At 71.2% G+C, this 18,347-nt stretch carries 19 protein-coding genes; 9 read left to right on the top strand and 10 right to left on the bottom strand.

Annotated elements, in window-relative coordinates:
• Nucleotides 1-285: 285 nt before the first annotated feature.
• Together ACLBWX_RS01840 and ACLBWX_RS01835 are read left to right on the top strand one after the other, a co-directional pair.
• On the top strand, nt 286-915 hold the full coding sequence (locus tag ACLBWX_RS01840; protein ID WP_447675384.1) for a recombinase family protein: 630 nt from the start codon (nt 286-288) through the stop codon (nt 913-915).
• A gap of 112 nt (nt 916-1,027) precedes the next feature.
• On the top strand, nt 1,028-1,321 hold the full coding sequence (locus tag ACLBWX_RS01835) for a hypothetical protein (protein WP_447675383.1): 294 nt from the start codon (nt 1,028-1,030) through the stop codon (nt 1,319-1,321).
• 21 nt (nt 1,322-1,342) lie between these two features.
• On the opposite strand, the gene ACLBWX_RS01830 is transcribed toward ACLBWX_RS01835, so the two are convergent.
• Both ACLBWX_RS01830 and ACLBWX_RS01825 read right to left on the bottom strand, forming a co-directional pair.
• Complete coding sequence (locus ACLBWX_RS01830) at nt 1,343-3,472, bottom strand: carbohydrate porin (RefSeq protein WP_447675382.1); 2,130 nt, start codon at nt 3,470-3,472, stop codon at nt 1,343-1,345.
• 379 nt (nt 3,473-3,851) lie between these two features.
• Nucleotides 3,852-4,352 carry a hypothetical protein gene (locus ACLBWX_RS01825; protein WP_447675381.1) on the bottom strand — a complete coding sequence of 167 codons (501 nt, stop codon included), beginning with the start codon at nt 4,350-4,352 and terminating at the stop codon, nt 3,852-3,854.
• 161 nt (nt 4,353-4,513) lie between these two features.
• On the opposite strand from ACLBWX_RS01825, the gene ACLBWX_RS01820 reads away from it, so the two are divergent.
• Nucleotides 4,514-6,205, top strand: a complete 1,692-nt coding sequence (locus ACLBWX_RS01820) for a methyl-accepting chemotaxis protein (RefSeq protein ID WP_447675380.1) — start codon at nt 4,514-4,516, stop codon at nt 6,203-6,205.
• Here the strand turns inward: ACLBWX_RS01820 and ACLBWX_RS01815 are convergent.
• From ACLBWX_RS01815 to gntA, 4 genes are all read right to left on the bottom strand, one after another.
• Entirely contained in the window at nt 6,171-6,806 is a 636-nt protein-coding gene (locus ACLBWX_RS01815; RefSeq protein ID WP_447675379.1) for a DNA-3-methyladenine glycosylase, read from the bottom strand. The genes ACLBWX_RS01820 and ACLBWX_RS01815 overlap by 35 nt on opposite strands.
• Nucleotides 6,803-7,555, bottom strand: a complete 753-nt coding sequence (gene rnhA, locus ACLBWX_RS01810; protein ID WP_447675378.1) for a ribonuclease HI — start codon at nt 7,553-7,555, stop codon at nt 6,803-6,805. Before rnhA ends, ACLBWX_RS01815 begins: the two co-directional genes overlap by 4 nt.
• Nucleotides 7,556-7,661: 106 nt before the next feature.
• Entirely contained in the window at nt 7,662-8,285 is a 624-nt protein-coding gene (locus tag ACLBWX_RS01805; protein WP_447675377.1) for a DUF1989 domain-containing protein, read from the bottom strand.
• A complete protein-coding gene (gntA, locus tag ACLBWX_RS01800) occupies nt 8,275-8,973 on the bottom strand; it encodes a guanitoxin biosynthesis heme-dependent pre-guanitoxin N-hydroxylase GntA (protein ID WP_447675376.1) in 699 nt (232 codons plus the stop codon). Before gntA ends, ACLBWX_RS01805 begins: the two co-directional genes overlap by 11 nt.
• A 208-nt stretch (nt 8,974-9,181) precedes the next feature.
• Here gntA and ACLBWX_RS01795 point away from each other — a divergent pair, with 208 nt between their 5' ends.
• The 4 genes from ACLBWX_RS01795 to ACLBWX_RS01780 all read left to right on the top strand — a co-directional run bounded on the left by ACLBWX_RS01795 (nt 9,182) and on the right by ACLBWX_RS01780 (nt 13,063).
• Nucleotides 9,182-10,408, top strand: a complete 1,227-nt coding sequence (locus tag ACLBWX_RS01795) for an App1 family protein (protein WP_447675375.1) — start codon at nt 9,182-9,184, stop codon at nt 10,406-10,408.
• A 223-nt stretch (nt 10,409-10,631) separates the two neighbouring features.
• The gene (locus ACLBWX_RS01790; RefSeq protein WP_447675374.1) at nt 10,632-11,771 is read left to right on the top strand and encodes an HPP family protein; all 1,140 of its coding nucleotides are present in this window, start codon (nt 10,632-10,634) and stop codon (nt 11,769-11,771) included.
• 327 nt (nt 11,772-12,098) lie between these two features.
• Nucleotides 12,099-12,695, top strand: coding sequence for a 5-formyltetrahydrofolate cyclo-ligase (locus ACLBWX_RS01785; RefSeq protein ID WP_447675373.1), 597 nt, complete (start codon nt 12,099-12,101; stop codon nt 12,693-12,695).
• A 14-nt stretch (nt 12,696-12,709) separates the two neighbouring features.
• A complete protein-coding gene (locus tag ACLBWX_RS01780) occupies nt 12,710-13,063 on the top strand; it encodes a cupin domain-containing protein (RefSeq protein WP_447675372.1) in 354 nt (117 codons plus the stop codon).
• A gap of 4 nt (nt 13,064-13,067) precedes the next feature.
• Here ACLBWX_RS01780 and ACLBWX_RS01775 read toward each other — a convergent pair whose 3' ends face one another.
• From ACLBWX_RS01775 to ACLBWX_RS01760, 4 genes are all read right to left on the bottom strand, one after another.
• Nucleotides 13,068-13,871 (bottom strand): TetR/AcrR family transcriptional regulator, encoded by an 804-nt coding sequence (locus tag ACLBWX_RS01775; RefSeq protein ID WP_447675371.1) that lies wholly within the window; start codon nt 13,869-13,871, stop codon nt 13,068-13,070.
• A 65-nt stretch (nt 13,872-13,936) separates the two neighbouring features.
• Nucleotides 13,937-14,764, bottom strand: coding sequence for a pyrroline-5-carboxylate reductase (gene proC, locus ACLBWX_RS01770; RefSeq protein ID WP_447675370.1), 828 nt, complete (start codon nt 14,762-14,764; stop codon nt 13,937-13,939).
• On the bottom strand, nt 14,761-15,264 hold the full coding sequence (locus ACLBWX_RS01765; protein ID WP_055957499.1) for a type III secretion system chaperone family protein: 504 nt from the start codon (nt 15,262-15,264) through the stop codon (nt 14,761-14,763). Before ACLBWX_RS01765 ends, proC begins: the two co-directional genes overlap by 4 nt.
• Nucleotides 15,265-15,568: 304 nt before the next feature.
• On the bottom strand, nt 15,569-15,847 hold the full coding sequence (locus ACLBWX_RS01760) for an accessory factor UbiK family protein (RefSeq protein WP_447675369.1): 279 nt from the start codon (nt 15,845-15,847) through the stop codon (nt 15,569-15,571).
• Nucleotides 15,848-16,156: 309 nt separating this feature from the next.
• On the opposite strand from ACLBWX_RS01760, the gene ACLBWX_RS01755 reads away from it, so the two are divergent.
• Nucleotides 16,157-16,885: a response regulator gene (locus ACLBWX_RS01755; protein WP_447675438.1), complete on the top strand. Its 729-nt coding sequence runs from the start codon at nt 16,157-16,159 to the stop codon at nt 16,883-16,885.
• Entirely contained in the window at nt 16,882-18,315 is a 1,434-nt protein-coding gene (locus ACLBWX_RS01750; protein ID WP_447675368.1) for an ATP-binding protein, read from the top strand. The genes ACLBWX_RS01755 and ACLBWX_RS01750 overlap by 4 nt, the downstream gene beginning before the upstream one ends.
• Nucleotides 18,316-18,347: the final 32 nt, after the last annotated feature.

Genomic DNA, 18,347 nt, shown 5'->3' with positions numbered 1-18,347 from the left:
TCCCGGCCGCGGCTGTTGGATCGTCGAGGAAAACGTCGGGTCAGGACAAGTCACGACCGGGCGGATTCGTGGTTGTTCCGTCCGGTCACGTATCGAGATCGGCCTCGCTCGCGCTCCTGAATCCCGATTCCTGCGAAGCCCAAGATCTCGTGATGGCGCTGGTCGTCGCAGCGTGCGCCGATACAGGCTCGCTGCCTGCGGAGGCGGGGGTCTGCTCGGGAGGATTGACAGACACCCACCTTCGCTCCGTCCTGCTGTCCGGATCTGCGAAGGCGGCCACGACCGATGAAGACCATCCTCTACGCCCGGGTGTCCACCGGCGACCAGACCATCGCGCACCAGCAGGCGCAGGCCGTGGCCGCCGGCTTTGCCGTCGACGAGGTGGTGGCCGATGACGGCGTGTCGGGCCTGGGCACCGGCCTGCGCGAGCGACCGCAGGGACGCCGTCTGTTCGATCTGCTGCGCCGGGGCGACGTCCTGGTGGTGCGCTGGGTCGACCGCCTCGGCCGCAACTATGCGGATGTCTGCGATACCCTGCGGGAGATGATGCGGCGCGGCGTCGTGGTGCGCACGGTCATCCACCGGCTCACCTTCGATGGCGCCGCCGCGGACCCGATGCAGCAGGCCGTGCGCGACGCCCTCATCGGCTTCATGGCGGCGACCGCTCAGGCCCAGGCGGAAGCCATGCGGGAAGCGCAGAAGGCCGGGATCGCCCAGGCGCGGGCACGCAGCGACGCCTATCGCGGCCGCAAGCCGAGTTTCAGCCGGGCGCAGTACGAGGCCGTGCGCGGCGCGCTCAGCGAAGGCCGGGGCATCGCCGCGATCGCTGCCGCGACAGGCCTCAGCCGGCAGACCGTCTACCGCATCCGCGACAAGGCCGGGGAAGCGGAGGCGGCGCTGGCGCGCTGGGCCTGACGCCTGGGCGCTTTGGAAGCGCCGAACCCGGCCGAGGCGCTGCTTCGTATGGTCGCCTCCCGTGGGCGGCCGCATCGGCTAGTCTGGAGCGCCTGACCGATGCGGGATCACCATGGGCGCCGCCACTCTCCTCGGGCTCACCACGCTGGCGTTCCTGGCGCCGCTCCCGCCCGAGCGGTTCCATCTTCCGGAGCCGCCGCCCCGCGGCGCCGGCTGGGCGGTCTGCGCCGTGGTCGCCCTCCTGCTCGTGGTCACGGTGGTGCCCCTCAGCCTCGCGCTCGCCGACAAGTGGGCCATGGACGCGCATGTGGCCGAGTGCCGGGCCGCGGGCGGCCGCTTCGTCCCGGTCGCCTCGGTCAACGGGCGGGCCTATCGCTGCGACCAGCCCGAGCGTCCGCGTTCCTGAATCGGCTCCGGCCTCTCCCGTCTAGAAATCCGCGTGGATGCGGGTGCCGAAGAAGTCCGCCGGCCCACGGTCCCGGTTGTAGGCCGGGTTCACCACGTGCTGGTAGTTCACCGATAGGGTCAGGGTCTTGTTCAGGGCGAAGGCGTAGTAGGCCTCGACCGCGCGCTCGGGAGCGTAGTTGAGGCGGCCGTCGCCGATGAGGAGGCCGACGCCGCCATTGGCGAAGAAGGCACGGTGGCTCGGCGAGATGGCGTTCATCGAGGTGCCGAGGCCCACCGTGTCGCCGGGCCGACCCCAGGCGGTGCCCTTGAGCGACACGCCGCCGGAGACGGAACGGTCGATGTCGGTGAAGGACAGGCTCTCGGTGCGGCCGTCATTGGCGCTGAAGCGGGCGAAGACGCCGAGGTCCGGCGTCACGGCCTGTTCGAGGTTGAGGTAGAAGCCCGTCTTGCGCCGCGCGGCCCGGGTGGCGGCGGCCGCGTCGTTGATGTCGCCGAACACGCCGGCCTGGGTCAGCGACACCACCTCGCGGAAATCGGCGGTGTTGCCGACATTGGTGAAGAAGCCGAGGCGCAGCTTGCCGGGTTGGTCGAGGCCCGGCAGCACGTGGCGCTCCTCGAACTCGATGGTGGTGCCGGCCCGCCGGAACACGCGCGGGTCGAGGACGTCGCTGGAGGGTTCCTTCGGCACCTGGGTGTAGGCGGCGCGGATGGCGAACGCGGCTTGATTGTACTCGACCATCACGCCTTGGGTGAAGCCGGGCAGGTTGGCGGGGAAGTCGTAGGCGCCCGAGGCCCAGATGCCCCAGTTCATGAAGTCGACCCGCGGATCGTGGGCGTAGACGTTGCCGTCGAAATAGTCGCCCAGGGCGAACTTGCCCGCCACCACGGTGATCCGCTCGATGTCCCGCCGGGTCGCGACCTGGTTCGGGCCGTCCGGCACGTCCTCGGTCTCGCCGCCGAGGCCGAAGGTCTGGCGCACGAAGTAGCGGTTGGAGCGCAGCTTCGGGAACGGCGCGCCCGCCTTCTGCGCCTCGCCGTTGACGAATCCGGCGACGCCGAGGGTTCGGCTCAGGCCGAAGCCCTGGGAGAATTCCGGGTTGTAGTAGAGTTCGGTGCCCTCGAAGAGCTTGAGCCCCAGGAAGGCGGTGGCGGTGGTGGTCGACTGGACCTGGCGGCCGATCAGGCTCGCCGGGCCGGTATAGGGCGCGCGGAAGCCCGGCACGCCCTGGGCGATGAAGGTGGTCTGGCCGTGGAGCGAGAAGCGGTCGCCGAAGCCGCTGCCGGGATCGTGCGGGGCGGCCTCGTCGGCCTCGGGCGGCAGCACGAAGCCGTTCGGATGCCAGGACAGGCGCGCCATCATCTGATGCGAGGTGAAGGAATCCTGCCGCGTCGTCACCGGGCCGAGGCCCGGGACGGCGCCGAGGTCGAAGCGGCCACTGCCGCCGAGATCGAGGTAGCGGTAGTCGATCCCGAGTGCGAGGCTCTCGGAGATGGCGAACTGCACGCCGGCTCCCAGGGTGAAGCCGAGAGAGGAGAGATCGCGCCGCGCGGTGGAGACGAGCCCGGTCCCGGGGTCGGGATAGCTCGCCAGGATGCGGGCATTGGCCCCGGCGAGCCCGAAGCTCGCATAGACCAGCGACCGCTCGAACGCGTAGCCGAAACGCCCGCGCAGGGTGCCATAGACGTCCGTCTTGGCCCGGATCAGGCCGAGGCCCGGATCGCCGTCTCCGACGAAGCCGGGCGTGGGCAGGAGCACGGGCCGCTTGAGGTTCGCGCTCGCGACGTCGGCCTCGATCCCGTAGAGCCAGGGGCCGGTCTGCCAGTTGTAACCGCCGAACAGGCCGCCGACGGCGGTGGTTGCGTTGCGGCCGAGGTCCGGCCGCCCGGTGGCGTCGCCCGTCCTGAAGCCCCGGACCGGGCGGCCGCCGACCGTGGTGTCGCGAAAATCGTAGGCACCGTAGGAATTGCCGGCGCTGCCCGCGAGGCCGAGATACGGGCCCGACCAGTCGACGAAGGCCGGCATCACGGGCGTGGGCCGGGACGGTGCGAGATCGGCGGCCTGCGCACCGGACACGGTTGTCAGGGTGAGCAGGGCGGCGCTGGCGCTCCGCCTGCAGCCGCGGCGCCGATCGCGATCCGGTATCGTCATGTCGCCCCCGGGCCTCCGTTCCGAAGACGCGGTATAGACGATGCTATAACTGTGACAATATGGTTTAATCCGAGCCCGTCTCGGATCGGCGCGACTGTTGCTCAAACAGCGCAGGCGTCGGTCCGCAGGGCTTCGAGTGGAGCAGGCCGATCATCCGGGAGGCGATGCCGGCGTGAAGCCGACCCAGCGGCAGAGCCCGGTTCATAGCCGGCATCTGCGAAGGCCTGATGACCGTCACGGCATCCCCCATTTGGGGGATGCCGGGCCGTGGGGTACGGCCTAGCCTGAGCATCTCCAAGGTTTCGGACCGTCTCGGCTCGCAGGGCACAGCTCCTGCGGGCCGCTTTTTTGGTCGCGGCGTTGGATGGCCAGGGCGCCGTCAGGCTTCGCCCGTCTCGATCTTCTCGATCAACGCGGTCAATTCTCCGATCCGCAGGCGAAGGCCTTCGCGGGTGCTCTCGTCCATGTCGCGTAGCGCGTAGCCGTCTTCGAACTGGCGCTTCTCAGTGTGCGCGTCCTGCCCGAGCGCGGCGAGGTCCTGCATCAGGCGCTCGCGCTCGACGAGGTATTGGGTCTTCCGGTCATCGGTCGTGGGCATGGTCATTCCCTGGCGGATGGCGCGCGGCGCGTCCGGATCGCCTGACGGGGCAGGCTCGCCGGGGAAACGCGAACCGCCGGCCCAGAGTTCGAGCGGCGCAATCCGGAACCATAGCGCCGCCCGGCCGTTACACCGGCGACCCAAGCTCGATGACCTCACGCCCGCCCGGCTTCTGCCGCGGCGGGTTTTTTTCGGGTCGATCGACCCGATCGGCTTTGCCTTCCGCTCTCGGAACGTCGCCCCTGGGCGCGTAATCGCGATCGTGTGACCTGACGAGATCACGGACCGATCGTGGATAGAAAGAAGATCAGCACGGATCTTACAAGTAATTATAATGCTGAATTTACGTGCTACAGCGCAAGTTTTGAGCACGAAAAATCCCTTAGTCAGGCTTTAATCTTCCGGTTCGTAGCATGGCCACGACATCATTCCGGAGATCTCCCGTGGCTCTGCTCGCGCGCTTCAGCATCATCACCAAACTGATCGCCGTGGTCAGCCTGATCGGAATCATCGTTAGCGGCTGCCTCTGGTATGCCACCACCCAGATGGCGATGATCGACAGCGCCTACAGCCGCTTCATCTCCCACGACACCAAGGCGATCGCGGATCTGCGCACGGTCAACCGGCTGGTCTTCACGCTGAGCTACTTCAACTTCCGCAACATCGCCGAGACCAGCCCCGGCGAGATGCAGCGGACCGACAAGGGCTTCGACGAGGCCAGCGAGCGCCTGAACAAGGTCCTGGCGGAGCTGCGGGACTCGGCGCCCAGCTTCGGGCCGCGCATCGACGTGCTGAAGCAGAAGGTCAACCGCTTCATCGCCGACAGCTCCGAGGCGCGTACCCTCGCGAGCAGCGGCCTGAAGGCCGAGGCGGTCACCCTGCTGCACCAGACCGTCGACCCGACCTTCGACGCGATGGTGGCGGAGGGAAGCGCCCTCGGCCGGGACATCCGCACTTTCGTCGACGACGGCGCGCGCGACCTCGCCGCACTGACGGACCGGACCCGGACCAACACCCTGCTGCTCGGCGGCCTCGGCCTTCTCGCCGGCTTGGCGGCGGCCGGCGTCGTCGCCGTGTTCGGCATCACCCGGCCGATCGGCCAGCTCGTCGAGGCCCTGCGCCGGATGGCCCGCGGGGATAGCGATGCGGCGATCCTCGGGCGCGACCGGCGCGACGAGGTCGGCGCCGTGGGCCGCGCCGTGGAGGAGATCCGCGCCCTCGTCGCCCGCAAGGCTTCGGAGGAGGCCGAGCGCCGTCAGATCGCGGACGACGCGGCGGCGGCGAAGCGCCGGCGCACCATGTACGAGCTCGCCGACGGCTTCGAGACTGCGGTCGGCACGATCATCGCCACCGTCTCGGCCTCGGCTGGCGCGCTGCAGGTCACCGCCGAGGCGATGAGCACCAACGCGGCCCGCACCACCGACCGGTCGGTGACGGTGGCGGCCGCCGCCGAGGAAGCGGCCTCCAACGTCAACACCGTGGCGGCCGCGGCCGAGGAACTGGGCTCGTCGGTGCAGGAGATCGGCCGTCAGGTCGACGGCTCGGCGAACCTCGCCCTGCGGGCGGTGGAGGAGGCGGCCCAGACCGCAGGACTCGTCGAGGACCTCAGCACCGCCGCCGCGCGGATCGGCGACGTCGTCGCGCTCATCACCACCATCGCGGGCCAGACCAACCTGCTGGCGCTCAACGCCACCATCGAGGCGGCCCGGGCCGGCGAGGCCGGGCGCGGCTTCGCGGTGGTCGCCGCCGAGGTCAAGGAACTCGCCAACCAGACCACGCGCGCGACTCACGAGATCGAGGAGCAGATCGGTCGCATCCAGGCTTCGACGGCGCAGGCGGTGGGGGCGATCCGCACCATCAGCGGCCGGATCGGCGAGATCAGCCAGGTGACGACGACGATCGCGGCGGCGGTGGAGGAGCAGGGTTCGGCCACGCAGGAGATCGTCCGCAACGTCGGCCAGGCCGCCGGCGGCACCAGCGAGGTCACCGAGAACATCTCGGGCGTGGCCCACGCGGCCGAGGAGACCGGCGCCGCCGCCCGTCAGGTGCTGGTGTCGGCCTCCGACCTGACCGCCCAGTCGGAGCACCTCACGGTGCAGGTCACGCGCTTCCTGGAGACGGTCCGGGCGGCGTGAGGAAGTTGCCCGGCATCGCGTGGCGCGAGGGCGGCCGGCTCACGGCCCGCGAGCCGGCGAGCAGGAAGCGCCAGGGCGTCTCCACCGCGCGGGAGATGCCGATCCGGCGATCGGCGATCCAGGCCGGGGCCGCCTCGGGGGCGGCGAGCGCGAAGGGCGGCGCGTCGAGGGCCAGGCCGTCCATCGCGAGGGTGACGGCCAGGGCCTGGCACAGGCGTCCGGGCCCGGCGCAGAGGCGGCGCGGATCGGACAGCCCGCGCCGTTGCGCCATCGTCGCGAGCCCGTGGCGGGGCTCCAGCGCGCGGATCAGCACCGCGCTGCCCGGCTCGCAGACGAGGTTCAGGCACCAGTGCATGCCGTAGGAGCGGTAGACGTAGGCGTGCCCCGGCGGCCCGAACATGCTGGCATTGCGCCGGGTCGGGCCGTTCAAGCTGTGCGAGGCCGGATCGCCGCGGTCATAAGCCTCGGTCTCGACGACGATCCCGCCGATCCCGTCCACGCGCAGGTCGCAGCCGATCAGCGCGGCGGCCACCTCCGCCGCCGGCCGGGTGAAGAAGCCGGTGGCGAGGGGCGCGCCGACGGGGTCGCCCGCCGCATTCAAGAGGTGGACGCGCCCTTCGCGCCCTTGGCGCCGCGCAGGTCGGCGCGGGCGCGCTCCAGCCCCTCGGGTCCGAGGTCGAGGGCGAGCCGGACCGCCCGCTCGACATAGGCCTGTGGCGTCAGGCCGGAAGCCTTCGCGGCCCGCGACACCTCCAGGCCGAGGCCGAGATCGAGGGGGATCGCGCTCGTACGCGCCGGGGTCGGCTCGGCCGCGGCGGGCGCGGTCGCCAGGGCCGCCTGGGACACGGCCGGGGCGGCGGCCGCGCGCAGGGCGGCGGTACCGGTGAGCGGTGCCGGTCCGGTCTCCGGGCGCGACGGCAGGCCGAGGGCCTCGCGCCGCCCCTGCGCCGCCAGCCGGTCGGCGCGCTCGTTGCCGGCCTCGCCCGCATGGCCCCGCACCCAGGTCCAGCGCACGTCGCGCCGCGCCGCCAGGGCATCGAGCTCCTGCATCAGCTCGACGTTCTTCACCGGGCCGGTGGCGGTGCGCCAGCCCTTGGCCTTCCAGCCCCGCATCCACTCGGTCACCGACTTGATGACGTATTGGCTGTCGCACCGCATCTCGATCTGCGCGCCCTCGGGGAAGTGGCGCAGGGCGTTGATCGCGGCCGTCAGCTCCATGCGGTTGTTGGTGGTGGCCCGGTCGCCGCCGCAGAGCTCGATCCGGCCGCTCTCGGCTTCGATCACCACGCCCCAGCCGCCGGGGCCGGGATTGGGATCGCATCCGCCGTCGGCATAGACGATGGTTCGCATGGGGCTCGCTTCGACCTGTTCACGACGCGCCGTCCCGCAGACGGGGCGGCGCCGGGGCATCCGGGCGCCGCCCATAGCACGGCCGTGGTTCTCTCGGGCACCCGCCTCAGGCGCGGGCCGGATCGATGCGGTAGCGGATCGGCTTGAAGCTGTTGTTGTTGGATTGCAGGGCCGAGCAGGCGGTCAGCCCGATCACGAGGTCGCATGCCGCCTCGAAGGTGACGTGATCGCCCGCCCGGCTCAGAGGAGGCTCGACCTTCAGCGCGCCCGTGCCCGCGTCGACCGTGACGTTCATGAACACGTTGAAGGCCACCGGGATCCGGTCCGGCACGACGCCGTAGGGCGCCAGCGCCGCCGCGAGGTTGCCGAAGCAGCCCCGGTGCGGATGGGTGTCGCCGTAGATGATCCGGAAGGTGTCGGCCGAGCACGGGGTGAGCAGGAAGTCGTGGCGGCCCACCGTGTCCGCGACGATGCGCAGGAGCACGTTCGAGCGGTTGGAATAGATCGGGTCGCCCGTGGTGAGATAGATCCGGCTGGCATAGTCCAGGGTCCGGCCCGACGAGATCACCTCGTCGAGGTCGCCGCGCACGAAGGCGAGGAGGTCGGCCACCTGCTCGCCCTGGGGGTCGATCACGGTGAGGCGTTCGCCCTTGTCGAGGGTGAAGGCGACGCCGGAGCGGGGCGCGATCTCGTGCAGGGTCGATGCGTGCGTGGGGCTCTCAGGCGGCATCCTGGGCCTCCGGCGCGCGGCCCCGGAACGGGCAGATCCAATCGGCCCCGACGGCGCGGCCGCTGTACTGGCGCGCCTCGGAGGCGTCGCCGTGCCGGGCCAGCATCGGGTTGATCGAGCCGGCCAGGGCCTCGTCGCGGGACAGGATCGCGCTGCGCAGCTTCTCGTAGCGGCCCTCCGCGCGCAACTGCTCGAACTGGGCGCGCAGGTTGAAGACCAGGACCGGATGCGGGAAACGCCGGGCGGGGCGGCTCGCGCCGGGATGCATGCCCACGACGAAGAACGCCTCGCCGCCGAAGGAGAGCGAGAAGTGCGGATCGTTCGGATCGGCCTCGACGCGCGCGTCGTAGCGCTGGCCGAGGAACGCGTCCTTGTCCGACAGGGACTGCACGCGGTCCCAGAGGTGGCGCTCGAAGGCCTCCTCGCCGAGATCCGTCGGATCCTCGAAGATGACGGCGAAGCTCTGGAACAGGTCGGGCTTGGCGCGGTAGCGGCAGATGAAGGCGAGGAGCGCCGGATAGAGCCGGGGGTCGTCCCAGGTCGACGCGATGCTGCGCGCCACGACGATCTTCATCTGGCCCTTGGAGAGGGCGGATTTGGCGCCGACGCAGGGGAAGGGCTGGCTTCGGATGAAGTCCTGGAATCGCACGGCCAGGGGATGGCCGCTGTCGTCGGTGGGAAGATACATGGAGACTCGACGCTGACAGCACCCGGAACGCAGGGTGCCCGAGGTGAACCGGACCCGGATGGCCGAGTTCCGTTCGCGCGACGGCATGGCACCCCTGCTCCACAGGTTCGGGCGGGAGTGGGCGGAGCCTCCACGCAGAACCTTTGCCGGCGCCGGGCATTGAACCGGCGATGCCGAGACGGGACCCGACCACGATGACGATCCAGCCATGACCGGGCGACAGGGAGCCGCCCGGTTCGCGAAGGGCATCTTGCGGGCGCTGCGCCTGCTGGCCAAGCCCGTCCGCCGCTCCCAGGGCCGCGCCGGAACGGTGGTGGAGACCTATCGGGGCTACGGCTCGCGCGACGAGGTCTTCCTCATCGGTCGGGTCTTCCGCCAGTCGCGCCGGGCGGCCGATGCGCCCGACGACGGCTGGGCGGCCGAACTGCGCGACATCCGGCGCCGCATCACCCGCCGCAAGGTGGCGGGCGCGGTTCTCACCGCCCGTTTCTTCGGGTGCGAGGAACAGGTCGTCACCGACCGGGACGGCTACTTCCGCGTCCACCTGCGGCCGAACCTGCCCGCGCCCCCGCAGGCCTCCTGGCACAGCATGGAACTCGATCTGGCCGGGCCCGAGCCGGTGCGGGCGAAGGGGCAGGTGTTCATCCCGTCGGCCGATTGCCGGCGGGTGGTGATCAGCGACATCGACGACACGGTCATGCGCACGGGCGTCGCCAACAAGGTGAAGATGCTGTGGCGCCTGTTCGTGGAGGATGCCGAGAACCGCGTCGCCTTCCCGGGCGCCGCCGCCCTGTACCGGGCGCTCTATGCGGGTCCGTGCGGGGCGGAGGGCAACCCGATGCTCTACGTCTCGCGGGCACCCTGGGGCCTCTACGACATGCTCAGCGAGTTCTTCGTCATGCACCGGATTCCCGTGGGGCCGGTGCTGTTCCTGCGGGAATGGGGCCTGTCCTGGACGAGCCCGCTGCCGCGCCGGGCCGAAGATCACAAGCGCCACCTCATCGACCACATGCTGGCGCTCTACCACGACCTGCCCTTCGTTCTCATCGGCGACAGCGGCCAGCACGATCCCGAGGTCTATGCGCAGATCGTCGCCGCCCATCCGGGCCGGGTGGCGGCGGTCTACATCCGCAACGTCTCGCGGGACGCGGGGCGGCTGGAAGAGATCGCAAAGCTCGCGGAGGCGGTGGAGGCCGCCGGCAGCAGCCTGGTTCTGGCCGCCGACAGCCTCGCCATGGCGGAGCACGCCGCCGAGCAGGGCCTGATCGCCCCCTCCGGCGTTGCCGAGGTGGCGCGGGAATACGGCACCGTGCCGGAGACGCGCCGGCATGCCGGCCGCACCCGCGCCCGCGCCCTGCGCAAGGTGCTCGACGGCGCGGGACCCACGCCGCCCAACGTCATCGTCGAGCCGGGCCGGTCCGACCCGCCGGCCTGAGCCTGGGCTGAGCCACATGACCTCCGATTTGGCCTCGCAGCCGCCCGGCGCCGCCGCGGAAGGGCGGCCCGCGCCCCGTGCCTGCCTTTGTGCAAGGCATTCTGCTCATGCCGTTTGCAATTTAGGCCTCGCCCTCTAAGATCCGTCTGGTATACCAGAGGCGTCAGCCTGCATTTTCAGCGTTCGCCCGCCACAGGGGCGCTGCGCGAGCGAGGGCAGAGGAATGTCCAACACCGCCGGTCCCGACCGCCGAGCCGACACCTGGTCCGGCTTCCGCCTGTTCCGGCCGATCCTGGCCGGCGCCACCTTGCGCGAGCGCCTGATCGGCTGCCTCGGGGCTCTCATCGGCATCGCCCTGACGGGTCTGGTGAGCGGCTGGATGGTCGGTCAGGGTCCGCACATCCCGCTCATCGTGGCGCCCATGGGGGCGACGGCGGTGCTGCTCTTCGCGGTGCCGGCGAGTCCGCTCGCTCAGCCCTGGCCGATCATCGGCGGCAACACGATCTCCGCCCTGATCGGCGTCACCGCCGCCCACTTCATCCCGAACCCGATCCTGGCGATCGGGGTGGGCGTCTCGCTCGCCATCGCGGTGATGTCCTTCACCCGCTGCCTGCATCCGCCGGGCGGGGCGGCGGCGCTCACCGCGCTCATCGGCGGGCCGGCCATCGCCTCCTCCGGCTTCCTGTTTCCGTTCGTGCCGGTCTGCCTGAACTCCATCATCCTGGTCAGCCTCGGCATCGCCTTCCACCGGATCTCCGGGCGCAAGTATCCGCACGTGCCGGCGCCACCGCCGGCGAACGTGCACGGGACGACCGACCTGCCGGCTCCGATCCGGGTCGGCTTCAACGCCCGCGACGTGGACGCGGCGCTCCTCAGCCTTCGCGAGACTCTCGACATCGACCGCAGCGACCTCGACCGCCTGCTGCGGGAGGTCGAGAGCCAGGCCCTCGTGCGCGCGCACGGCAGCCTGGATTGCAACGCCGTGATGTCCCGCGACGTGATCACGATCGGGCTGAACGAGCCCCTGGCGCGGGCGCGCGACCTGCTCCTTCGGCACAACATCCGCACCCTGCCGGTGGTGGACCCGGCGGGCCGCCTTGCCGGGACCCTGGGTCTGCGCGAACTGGCTCTGCGCGGAGAGGGCGACATCGCGCAGGTGATGTCGGAGGCGCGTACGGCCAGGGCGGCCGAGCCGGTGGTCAGCCTCGTCGAGCCCCTGACCAACGGCCGCACCCATGCGGTGGTGGTGACGGGCGAGGATGACGGGATCGTCGGGATCATCACCCAGACCGACCTGCTCGCGGTGCTGACGCGCCTCGTCTCGACCAAGACCTTCGACCTGAGCGCCGCCGAGGCCTCCTGAACCCGATGGGCCGGCGACGCATCGCCCGGCCCGTGGCGCGGTTGTTGCAGGGCAACATGCTCCCTCGCACCGTAGCCCCACGGGTTCGAGCCGATGCACGACGCGCCGCTACTCCTGCACCTCCTCTACGCGACCCTCATGGTCGCGAGCATGATGCTGACCTGGCAGGTCCATCGGATGCTCGGGCGAGGCTGATCCCGCCATCGGACGCCGTCCGACCCGTCACCATCCCGCCGCCAGCCGCGTTAGTTAGGACCGGCTCGGATTCGCCGAGCCCGATCTCAGCCGGCACGCGTGGACGGGAGGGTAGAGGTGGGAGACACCTTCATGGCATCGGAGACCTCTCCGCCGACCGGGTCCGATTGGCCGGCCATCCGGCAATGGCGCCGGGCGATGCGGGCCGACCTCATCGCGCAGCGCCAGCGCATCGAGTCCCAGGATCGAACGTCCTGGAGCGACCGGATCACCGAACGGCTGAAGGCCCTCCTCGCCGCGCGGACCAAGCCGATGATCGGCTTCTACTGGCCGTTCCGTGGCGAGTACGATGCCCGGGCCTTCCTGTCGCGGTTGCTGGAGCAGGGCGTCCGCCTCGCGCTTCCGGTCGTGGTCGCCAAGGCGGAGCCGCTGCAGTTTCGCGAATGGCGGCCGGGCATCGCCATGACGCGCGGCGTCTGGGACATCCCGATCCCGGCCGAGGGCGACCCGGTCCCGCCGGACATCCTCCTCGCGCCGCTGGTGGGGTTCGACGGGTGCAACTATCGTCTCGGCTACGGCGGCGGCTACTACGATCGAACCATCGCGGCCATGCCGGCCAAGCCCCTCTGCATCGGGATCGGCTACAGCCTGTCGCGCCTCGCGAGCATCCATCCGCAGGCCCACGACCGGCCGATGGATCTGATCGTCACCGAGGCGGACCCGGACTGACGAGGACACGCCGCATGAGCCGCCTCGCGCCTGACGCCAACCTGCTCGCCGACCTCCCCGACGCGTCCGCGAGCGAGGTCTTCACCGAACTCCTCGCCCGGCCCGGATGCCGGATCGAGCGCATCGTCTCGCAGGGTCAGGTCACGCCTCCGGACCAGCCGTACCGGCAAGCCTATGACGAGTGGGTCCTGCTCCTCGCCGGTGCGGCACGCGTCGCCATGGCCGGCACGGAGACGGCACTGGCGCCGGGCAGCACCCTGTTCATTGCGGCCGGGACCGAGCACCGCGTCACCTTCACCGATCCCACCCGGCCGACGGTCTGGCTCGCCGTCCATCTGGGCGAGACGGGTCCGCTGGCGGGCGGGTAGGGGTTCAGATCGCGGCGGCCGGGTCGCCTCCGAGGGGGTTTCCCGCATCCTCGTTGCGCTCGTCCGCCGCGTGGCGCGCCCGGCGCGAGCGGCCGCCCCGGTCGAGGAGCGAGCGGCCCAGCGCCCGGAAGGGCGCGGTGAGGCGACGGGCGTCGTCGGCGCGCTCCATGAAGCGCTCGCCGTTGCGGATCTCCTTGTCGAGGCGCGCCATGGTGCGGGCCAGTGCCGGATCGTCGTCGTCGAGCCAGACCTCCACCGTGCGGGCGAAGGCGATGACCACGCCCTGGAGCTTGAGGCGACCCAGCGGTCCCTCCGTGTTGATGCCAGCGGCGGCCAGCATGAAGCGGTGCGAGTTCAGCGCGACGCCGTTCAGCGCCAGCATCGAGAGCGGATCGCCGCGCAGGGCGTAGGAGATCCGGCGCAGGGCGTCCTTGTAGGGCGTCATCGCGTCCAGCCGGCGCATCAGCACGTCGAACAGGCGCTCGCGGGTCGGCTCGTCGGCCAGATCCGCGTTGTCGCCCTCCAGCACCTTGCGGTCGATGAGGCGCGATAGGCCTCCGAGCACCGCCCCCTTGGATGGGAACAGGTCGCGGAATTCGGCGAGCGACAGGCCCGCCTCCCGGGCGATGTCGCCGACCTCGATGTCGTTCCACGGCTGCTCGGCGGCGAGCCGCATCAAGGCCTCGACGGTGGCCTCGCGCGGGGGCAGCGTCCGTTCCGGCGACGCGACCGCCACCGGCAGAGTGTCGGCGGAATCCGTCTCGGTCTCGTGTATCTCGGGCTTGGGAGTGCCGGGGCGTTTGGCCATGGTCGTGCGATCCTCGTCCAATCAGGCCTTCATGTAGGGTCGGGCGGGCTGATCGTCAGGGCGGGTCAGCCCGCGAGGGCCCCGGCGCGGCGCCGCGCCGCGTCCACGGCCTCGCGCATCAGGTCCGGCAGGCCGCCGCTGCGCATCAGCACGGCCAGCGCCTCGGCGGTGGTGCCGCCCGGCGAGGTCACGTCCTGACGCAGGAGCCCGGCCTCTCGGGGATCGGCCTCGAGGAGCGCGGCGGCCCCCGCGACAGTGGATCGGGCGAGGCGCGCGGCCATGTCCGCGGGCAGGCCGGCGGCGGCGCCCGCCTGCGCCATCACCTCGGCCAGGAGGAAGACGTAGGCCGGGCCGGAGCCCGAGACGGCGGTCAGGGCGTCGATCAGCGCCTCGTCATCGAGCCATTCCACGAGGCCGACGCTGGCGAGGAGCGCATGGGCCTGGGCCCGCTGCCCGTCATCGACCTCGGCGCTGGCCACGGCGCCGGTGGCGCCCCGTCCGATGCTGGCCGGGAGGTTCGGCATCGCCCGCACGATGGCGCGGGCGCCGGGCAGGCGGTCGCGCAGGTTGGCGATGGTCTTGCCCGCCAGGATCGACACCACCAGGGTCCGAGGGCCGACGAGCGGCGCCAGCGCCGGCGCCGCGCCCTCCAGCCCCTGCGGCTTCATCGCCAGCACCAGGGTCTCGGACACCGCGGGCGCGGCGGGGTTCAGGGCGAGCCCGCGCGCCGCGCAGAGCGCCTGCATCTCCGGGGAGGGCTGGGGATCGAGGATGGTGGTGCGGGCAGGATCGAGGCCGCCCGCGAGCCAGCCGGCGAGCATGGCGCCCCCCATCTTGCCGGCTCCCACCAGGGTGAGGGAGGCGGGGAGGGCGGAGACGGGTCGCGCGCTCACGCCTCGCCTTCGGTCTCGAACAGCACCGCGTCGAGAGCCTCGCGGGCAGACTTGCCGGCCCAGAGCACGAACTGGAAAGCCTGATAGTAGCGCTCGCAGGCATCGACGGCCGATTTCAGCATCATCGTGCACTGGCCCTGGGTCGGGGCCGCGCCGCCGGTCAGCAGCAGCGAGTGGCGGAACATCACCACGTTGTCGGTGGACCAGAGGTCGAAATGGCCGACCCAGAGCTGCTCGTTGACCAGGGAGACCAGCGTCAGGATCTCGGTGCGTCGGCGCTCGGGCACCTTGAGGTCGAAGGCGGAGGCGACGTGCAGCGCCTCCACGTCCTCGATCCAGGTGAAGGCCACATGGTAGTCGGCCCAGCGCCCGGCCACGGAGACCGACATCTCGTCGGTCTCGGCCCGGTCGAAGATCCAGTCGCGCAGCGACGCGAGGCGCTCGACGATGTCCAGCGGATGCTCGTGCCGATCGTGATCTTCGATGTGGAGTTGGGTCATGGCGGTCCAGTGTGTCGATCTTCGAAAGATCGGCGAAGTCGTTGTGAAACTCGATTCCGAGACCCGCGGCACCCTGTTCCGGACTTGCGCCGCACACACCCGGACGGGGTGTTGGCCAGCGGCGATTCTGTTCGGTTCAGGGCGCTTCGGGTCGGGAGCGAATCAGGTCATGACCCACTATAGACCGTGCCGGACTCGCGTTTCAAAGCGGCCCGCGAAGCCGGTGAACAGGAAAGCGACCGTCCACCGTTCCTTCCTGTGCACAAGCGTGGCGGGGCTGGAGCCCCCGCGAATCAACCTGGAATCAGATCGCCTCGCTGGCTCCGGCCACCGCTTCGGCGCCGAGCTTCCCCTCCAGAGCGGTGACCCGGGCCGCCAGCGCGTCGTTCTGCGTGCGCAGCGCCGAGACGAGGTCGCGCAGCACGTCGAGCTCCTCCCGGGAGGCGATGTCCATGTCGCGGATCAGGCGCTCGACCTGGGCCTTGAACACCGTCTCCGCCTCGCGGCGCACGCCCTGCGCGGCTCCGGCGGCGTCGGTCATCAGGCGGGCGAAATCGTCGAACAGCCGGTTCGAGCCTTGCATCGTCGTCTCCCGGAGCATTGAGGCCGCCATCCGTCCGTGACGGCCACGAGACCGGCGCCTTCGCATCACGACATAAGAATCCCCGCGCGCTCCGGCAATCCGCGCCGAGGCTGCGGTGTCCCCAAGATGTCGAGGGCACGGATGTTTCCGGTGATGTCCGGTGGGCGCGCGCGAAACAGGCGTTTACAAATCCCTGCCGCGCCGCCCCTTCGAACTCCGCGCACCCGGGCGCATAGTCGCGCGTTGACAGATCCGCACAGGGTCCGGGCTCCCGTCCCGGATGCGGAGGGAGCCGCGATGCTCGGGACCATGACGCAGACGACCACGACCCATCCGCACATTCTCCTGGTGGAGGACGACCGCGAGATCAGCGCCCTCGTCGCCCGCTACCTGCGCGCCAACGAGTGCCGGGTCAGCCTCGCCGGGGACGGCGCGGCCATGGACAAGGTGCTGGCCGATGCCCGGGTCGACCTCGTCGTTCTCGACCTGATGCTCCCGGGCGAGGACGGCCTCAGCCTGTGCCGGCGCCTGCGCGCCACGTCCCGCATTCCGATCCTCATGCTCACCGCCAAGGCCGAGGAGATCGACCGGATCATCGGGCTGGAGATCGGCGCCGACGACTATCTCGGCAAGCCCTTCAATCCGCGCGAACTCCTGGCGCGCATCCGCGCCATCCTGCGGCGGGGCTCCGGCACGGAGGCCGAGGCGGAGGAGGGCGTGCGCCGCCTGCACTTCCTCGGCTGGACCCTCGACGTCTCCCTGCGCCAGCTCCTCAGCCCCGAGGACGCGCGCATCGCCATCACGGGGGCGGAGTTCGACCTGCTGCATGCCCTCTGCCTGCGTCCCGGCCGGGTGCTCTCCCGCGACCAGCTCCTCGACCTGACGCAGGGGCGCGCAGCCGGCCCGTTCGAGCGCAGCATCGACGTCCTGATCAGCCGCATCCGCCAGAAGATCGAACAGGACCCGCGCAACCCCGAGATCATCCGCACCATCCGCTCCGGCGGCTACCTCTTCACGCCCGAGGTCACCCGCACATGAGGACCCGCTGGAACCGCCTGCGCACCCTGCTGCCGTCGAGCGTCGCCGGGCAGATCGCCCTGCTCATCGTCGCCGCCGTGGTGCTGGCGCACGCCATGGCGACGCTGGCCTTCTTCACCCTGCGCGAGCCGTGGCGACCCGACGACCATCCCGGCGTCGCCGCCAACCGCCTCGCGACCGTGGCCCGCCTCCTCGACGGCGCCAGTCCGGCCGATCGCCCGGCGCTCCTCGCCAATGCCGCCCGGATGCTGCCGACCCTGCGGATCGAGCCCTGGGAGGAGACCGCTGCCGGGACCATCGCGCCCGAGCCGGCGGGCGACGACCGGATCGGCGACCATTTCGTCGTCCAGCGCCTGCGCGACGGCTTCGGCCGCCCCCTCGCCATCACCGACCTGTGGGGGGCCAAACGGCCGGCGGAGGCGCCCGCGGGCGTGCGCATCGGCATCGTGACGCCGGACGGCGCGCGGCTCTCGGCTCTGGTGCCCGACGACGACCGCCCGCCGATGCGCCAGGGCGCCATCATCTTCACCTTCGTGTTCCTGGGGGTGGCCGTCTCGCTGATCTGCCTCTGGGCCACCCGGGCGCTGACCGCGCCCCTGGCGCGCCTCGCCGAGGCGGCGGACGCCTTCGGCACACGCATGAACCTGGTGGACCTGCCCGAGAACGGCCCGCGGGAGGTCGTCACCCTGTCCCGGGCCCTCGACCGGATGCGCGCCCGCGTGCGCCGCCTCGTCGACGACCGGACCCAGATGCTGGCCGCGATCAGCCACGACCTGCGCACGCCAATCACCCGCCTGCGCCTGCGGGCCGAGTTCATCGAGGACGAGCACGCCCGGACCATGACCCTGCGCGACCTCGACCAGATGAACGGCCTCGTGGAGGCGGCCCTGTCCTTCGTGCGCGACGGCCATGGTCCGGAGGGCGGCGCCAAGACCCTGGTCGATCTCGCCTCGGTGGTGCAGACCGTCGCGGACGAGTTCGCCGACATCGGGGCCGATGTCGGGGTCGCCGAGACCCGCCACATCCTCGTCCAGGCCCGGCCCGACGAGCTGCAGCGCGCGATCGTGAACCTCGTCGACAATGCGGTGAAGTACGGTGGCGCGGCGCGGCTGACGGTGACGCAGACCGAGCGCGGCGTCGCCGTGGAGGTGAGCGACGACGGTCCCGGCATCCCCGAGGCGGAGCGGGACGCGATGCTCCAGCCCTTCGTGCGCGGCGACCGGGCGCGCAACCTCGACACCGCCAGCGGCTTCGGCCTCGGACTCTCGATCGTCCACGCCATCGTGGATTCGCACGAGGGCCGCTTCACCCTGCGCAACCGGTCGCCGCGCGGCCTGACCGCGCGAATCGAGCTGCCGCGGGCGGTCGCGGCCCCGGCGACCCCGCCGCCAGCCGCGGGCGACACGGGCCACCGCGCCGCCGCCGAGTGATGTCGAGGCGTCGGGCTCATCGCGGTTCGATA

This window comes from Methylobacterium sp. M6A4_1b (assembly GCF_053345175.1).
This window is presented reverse-complemented; position numbering and strand designations above follow the sequence as displayed.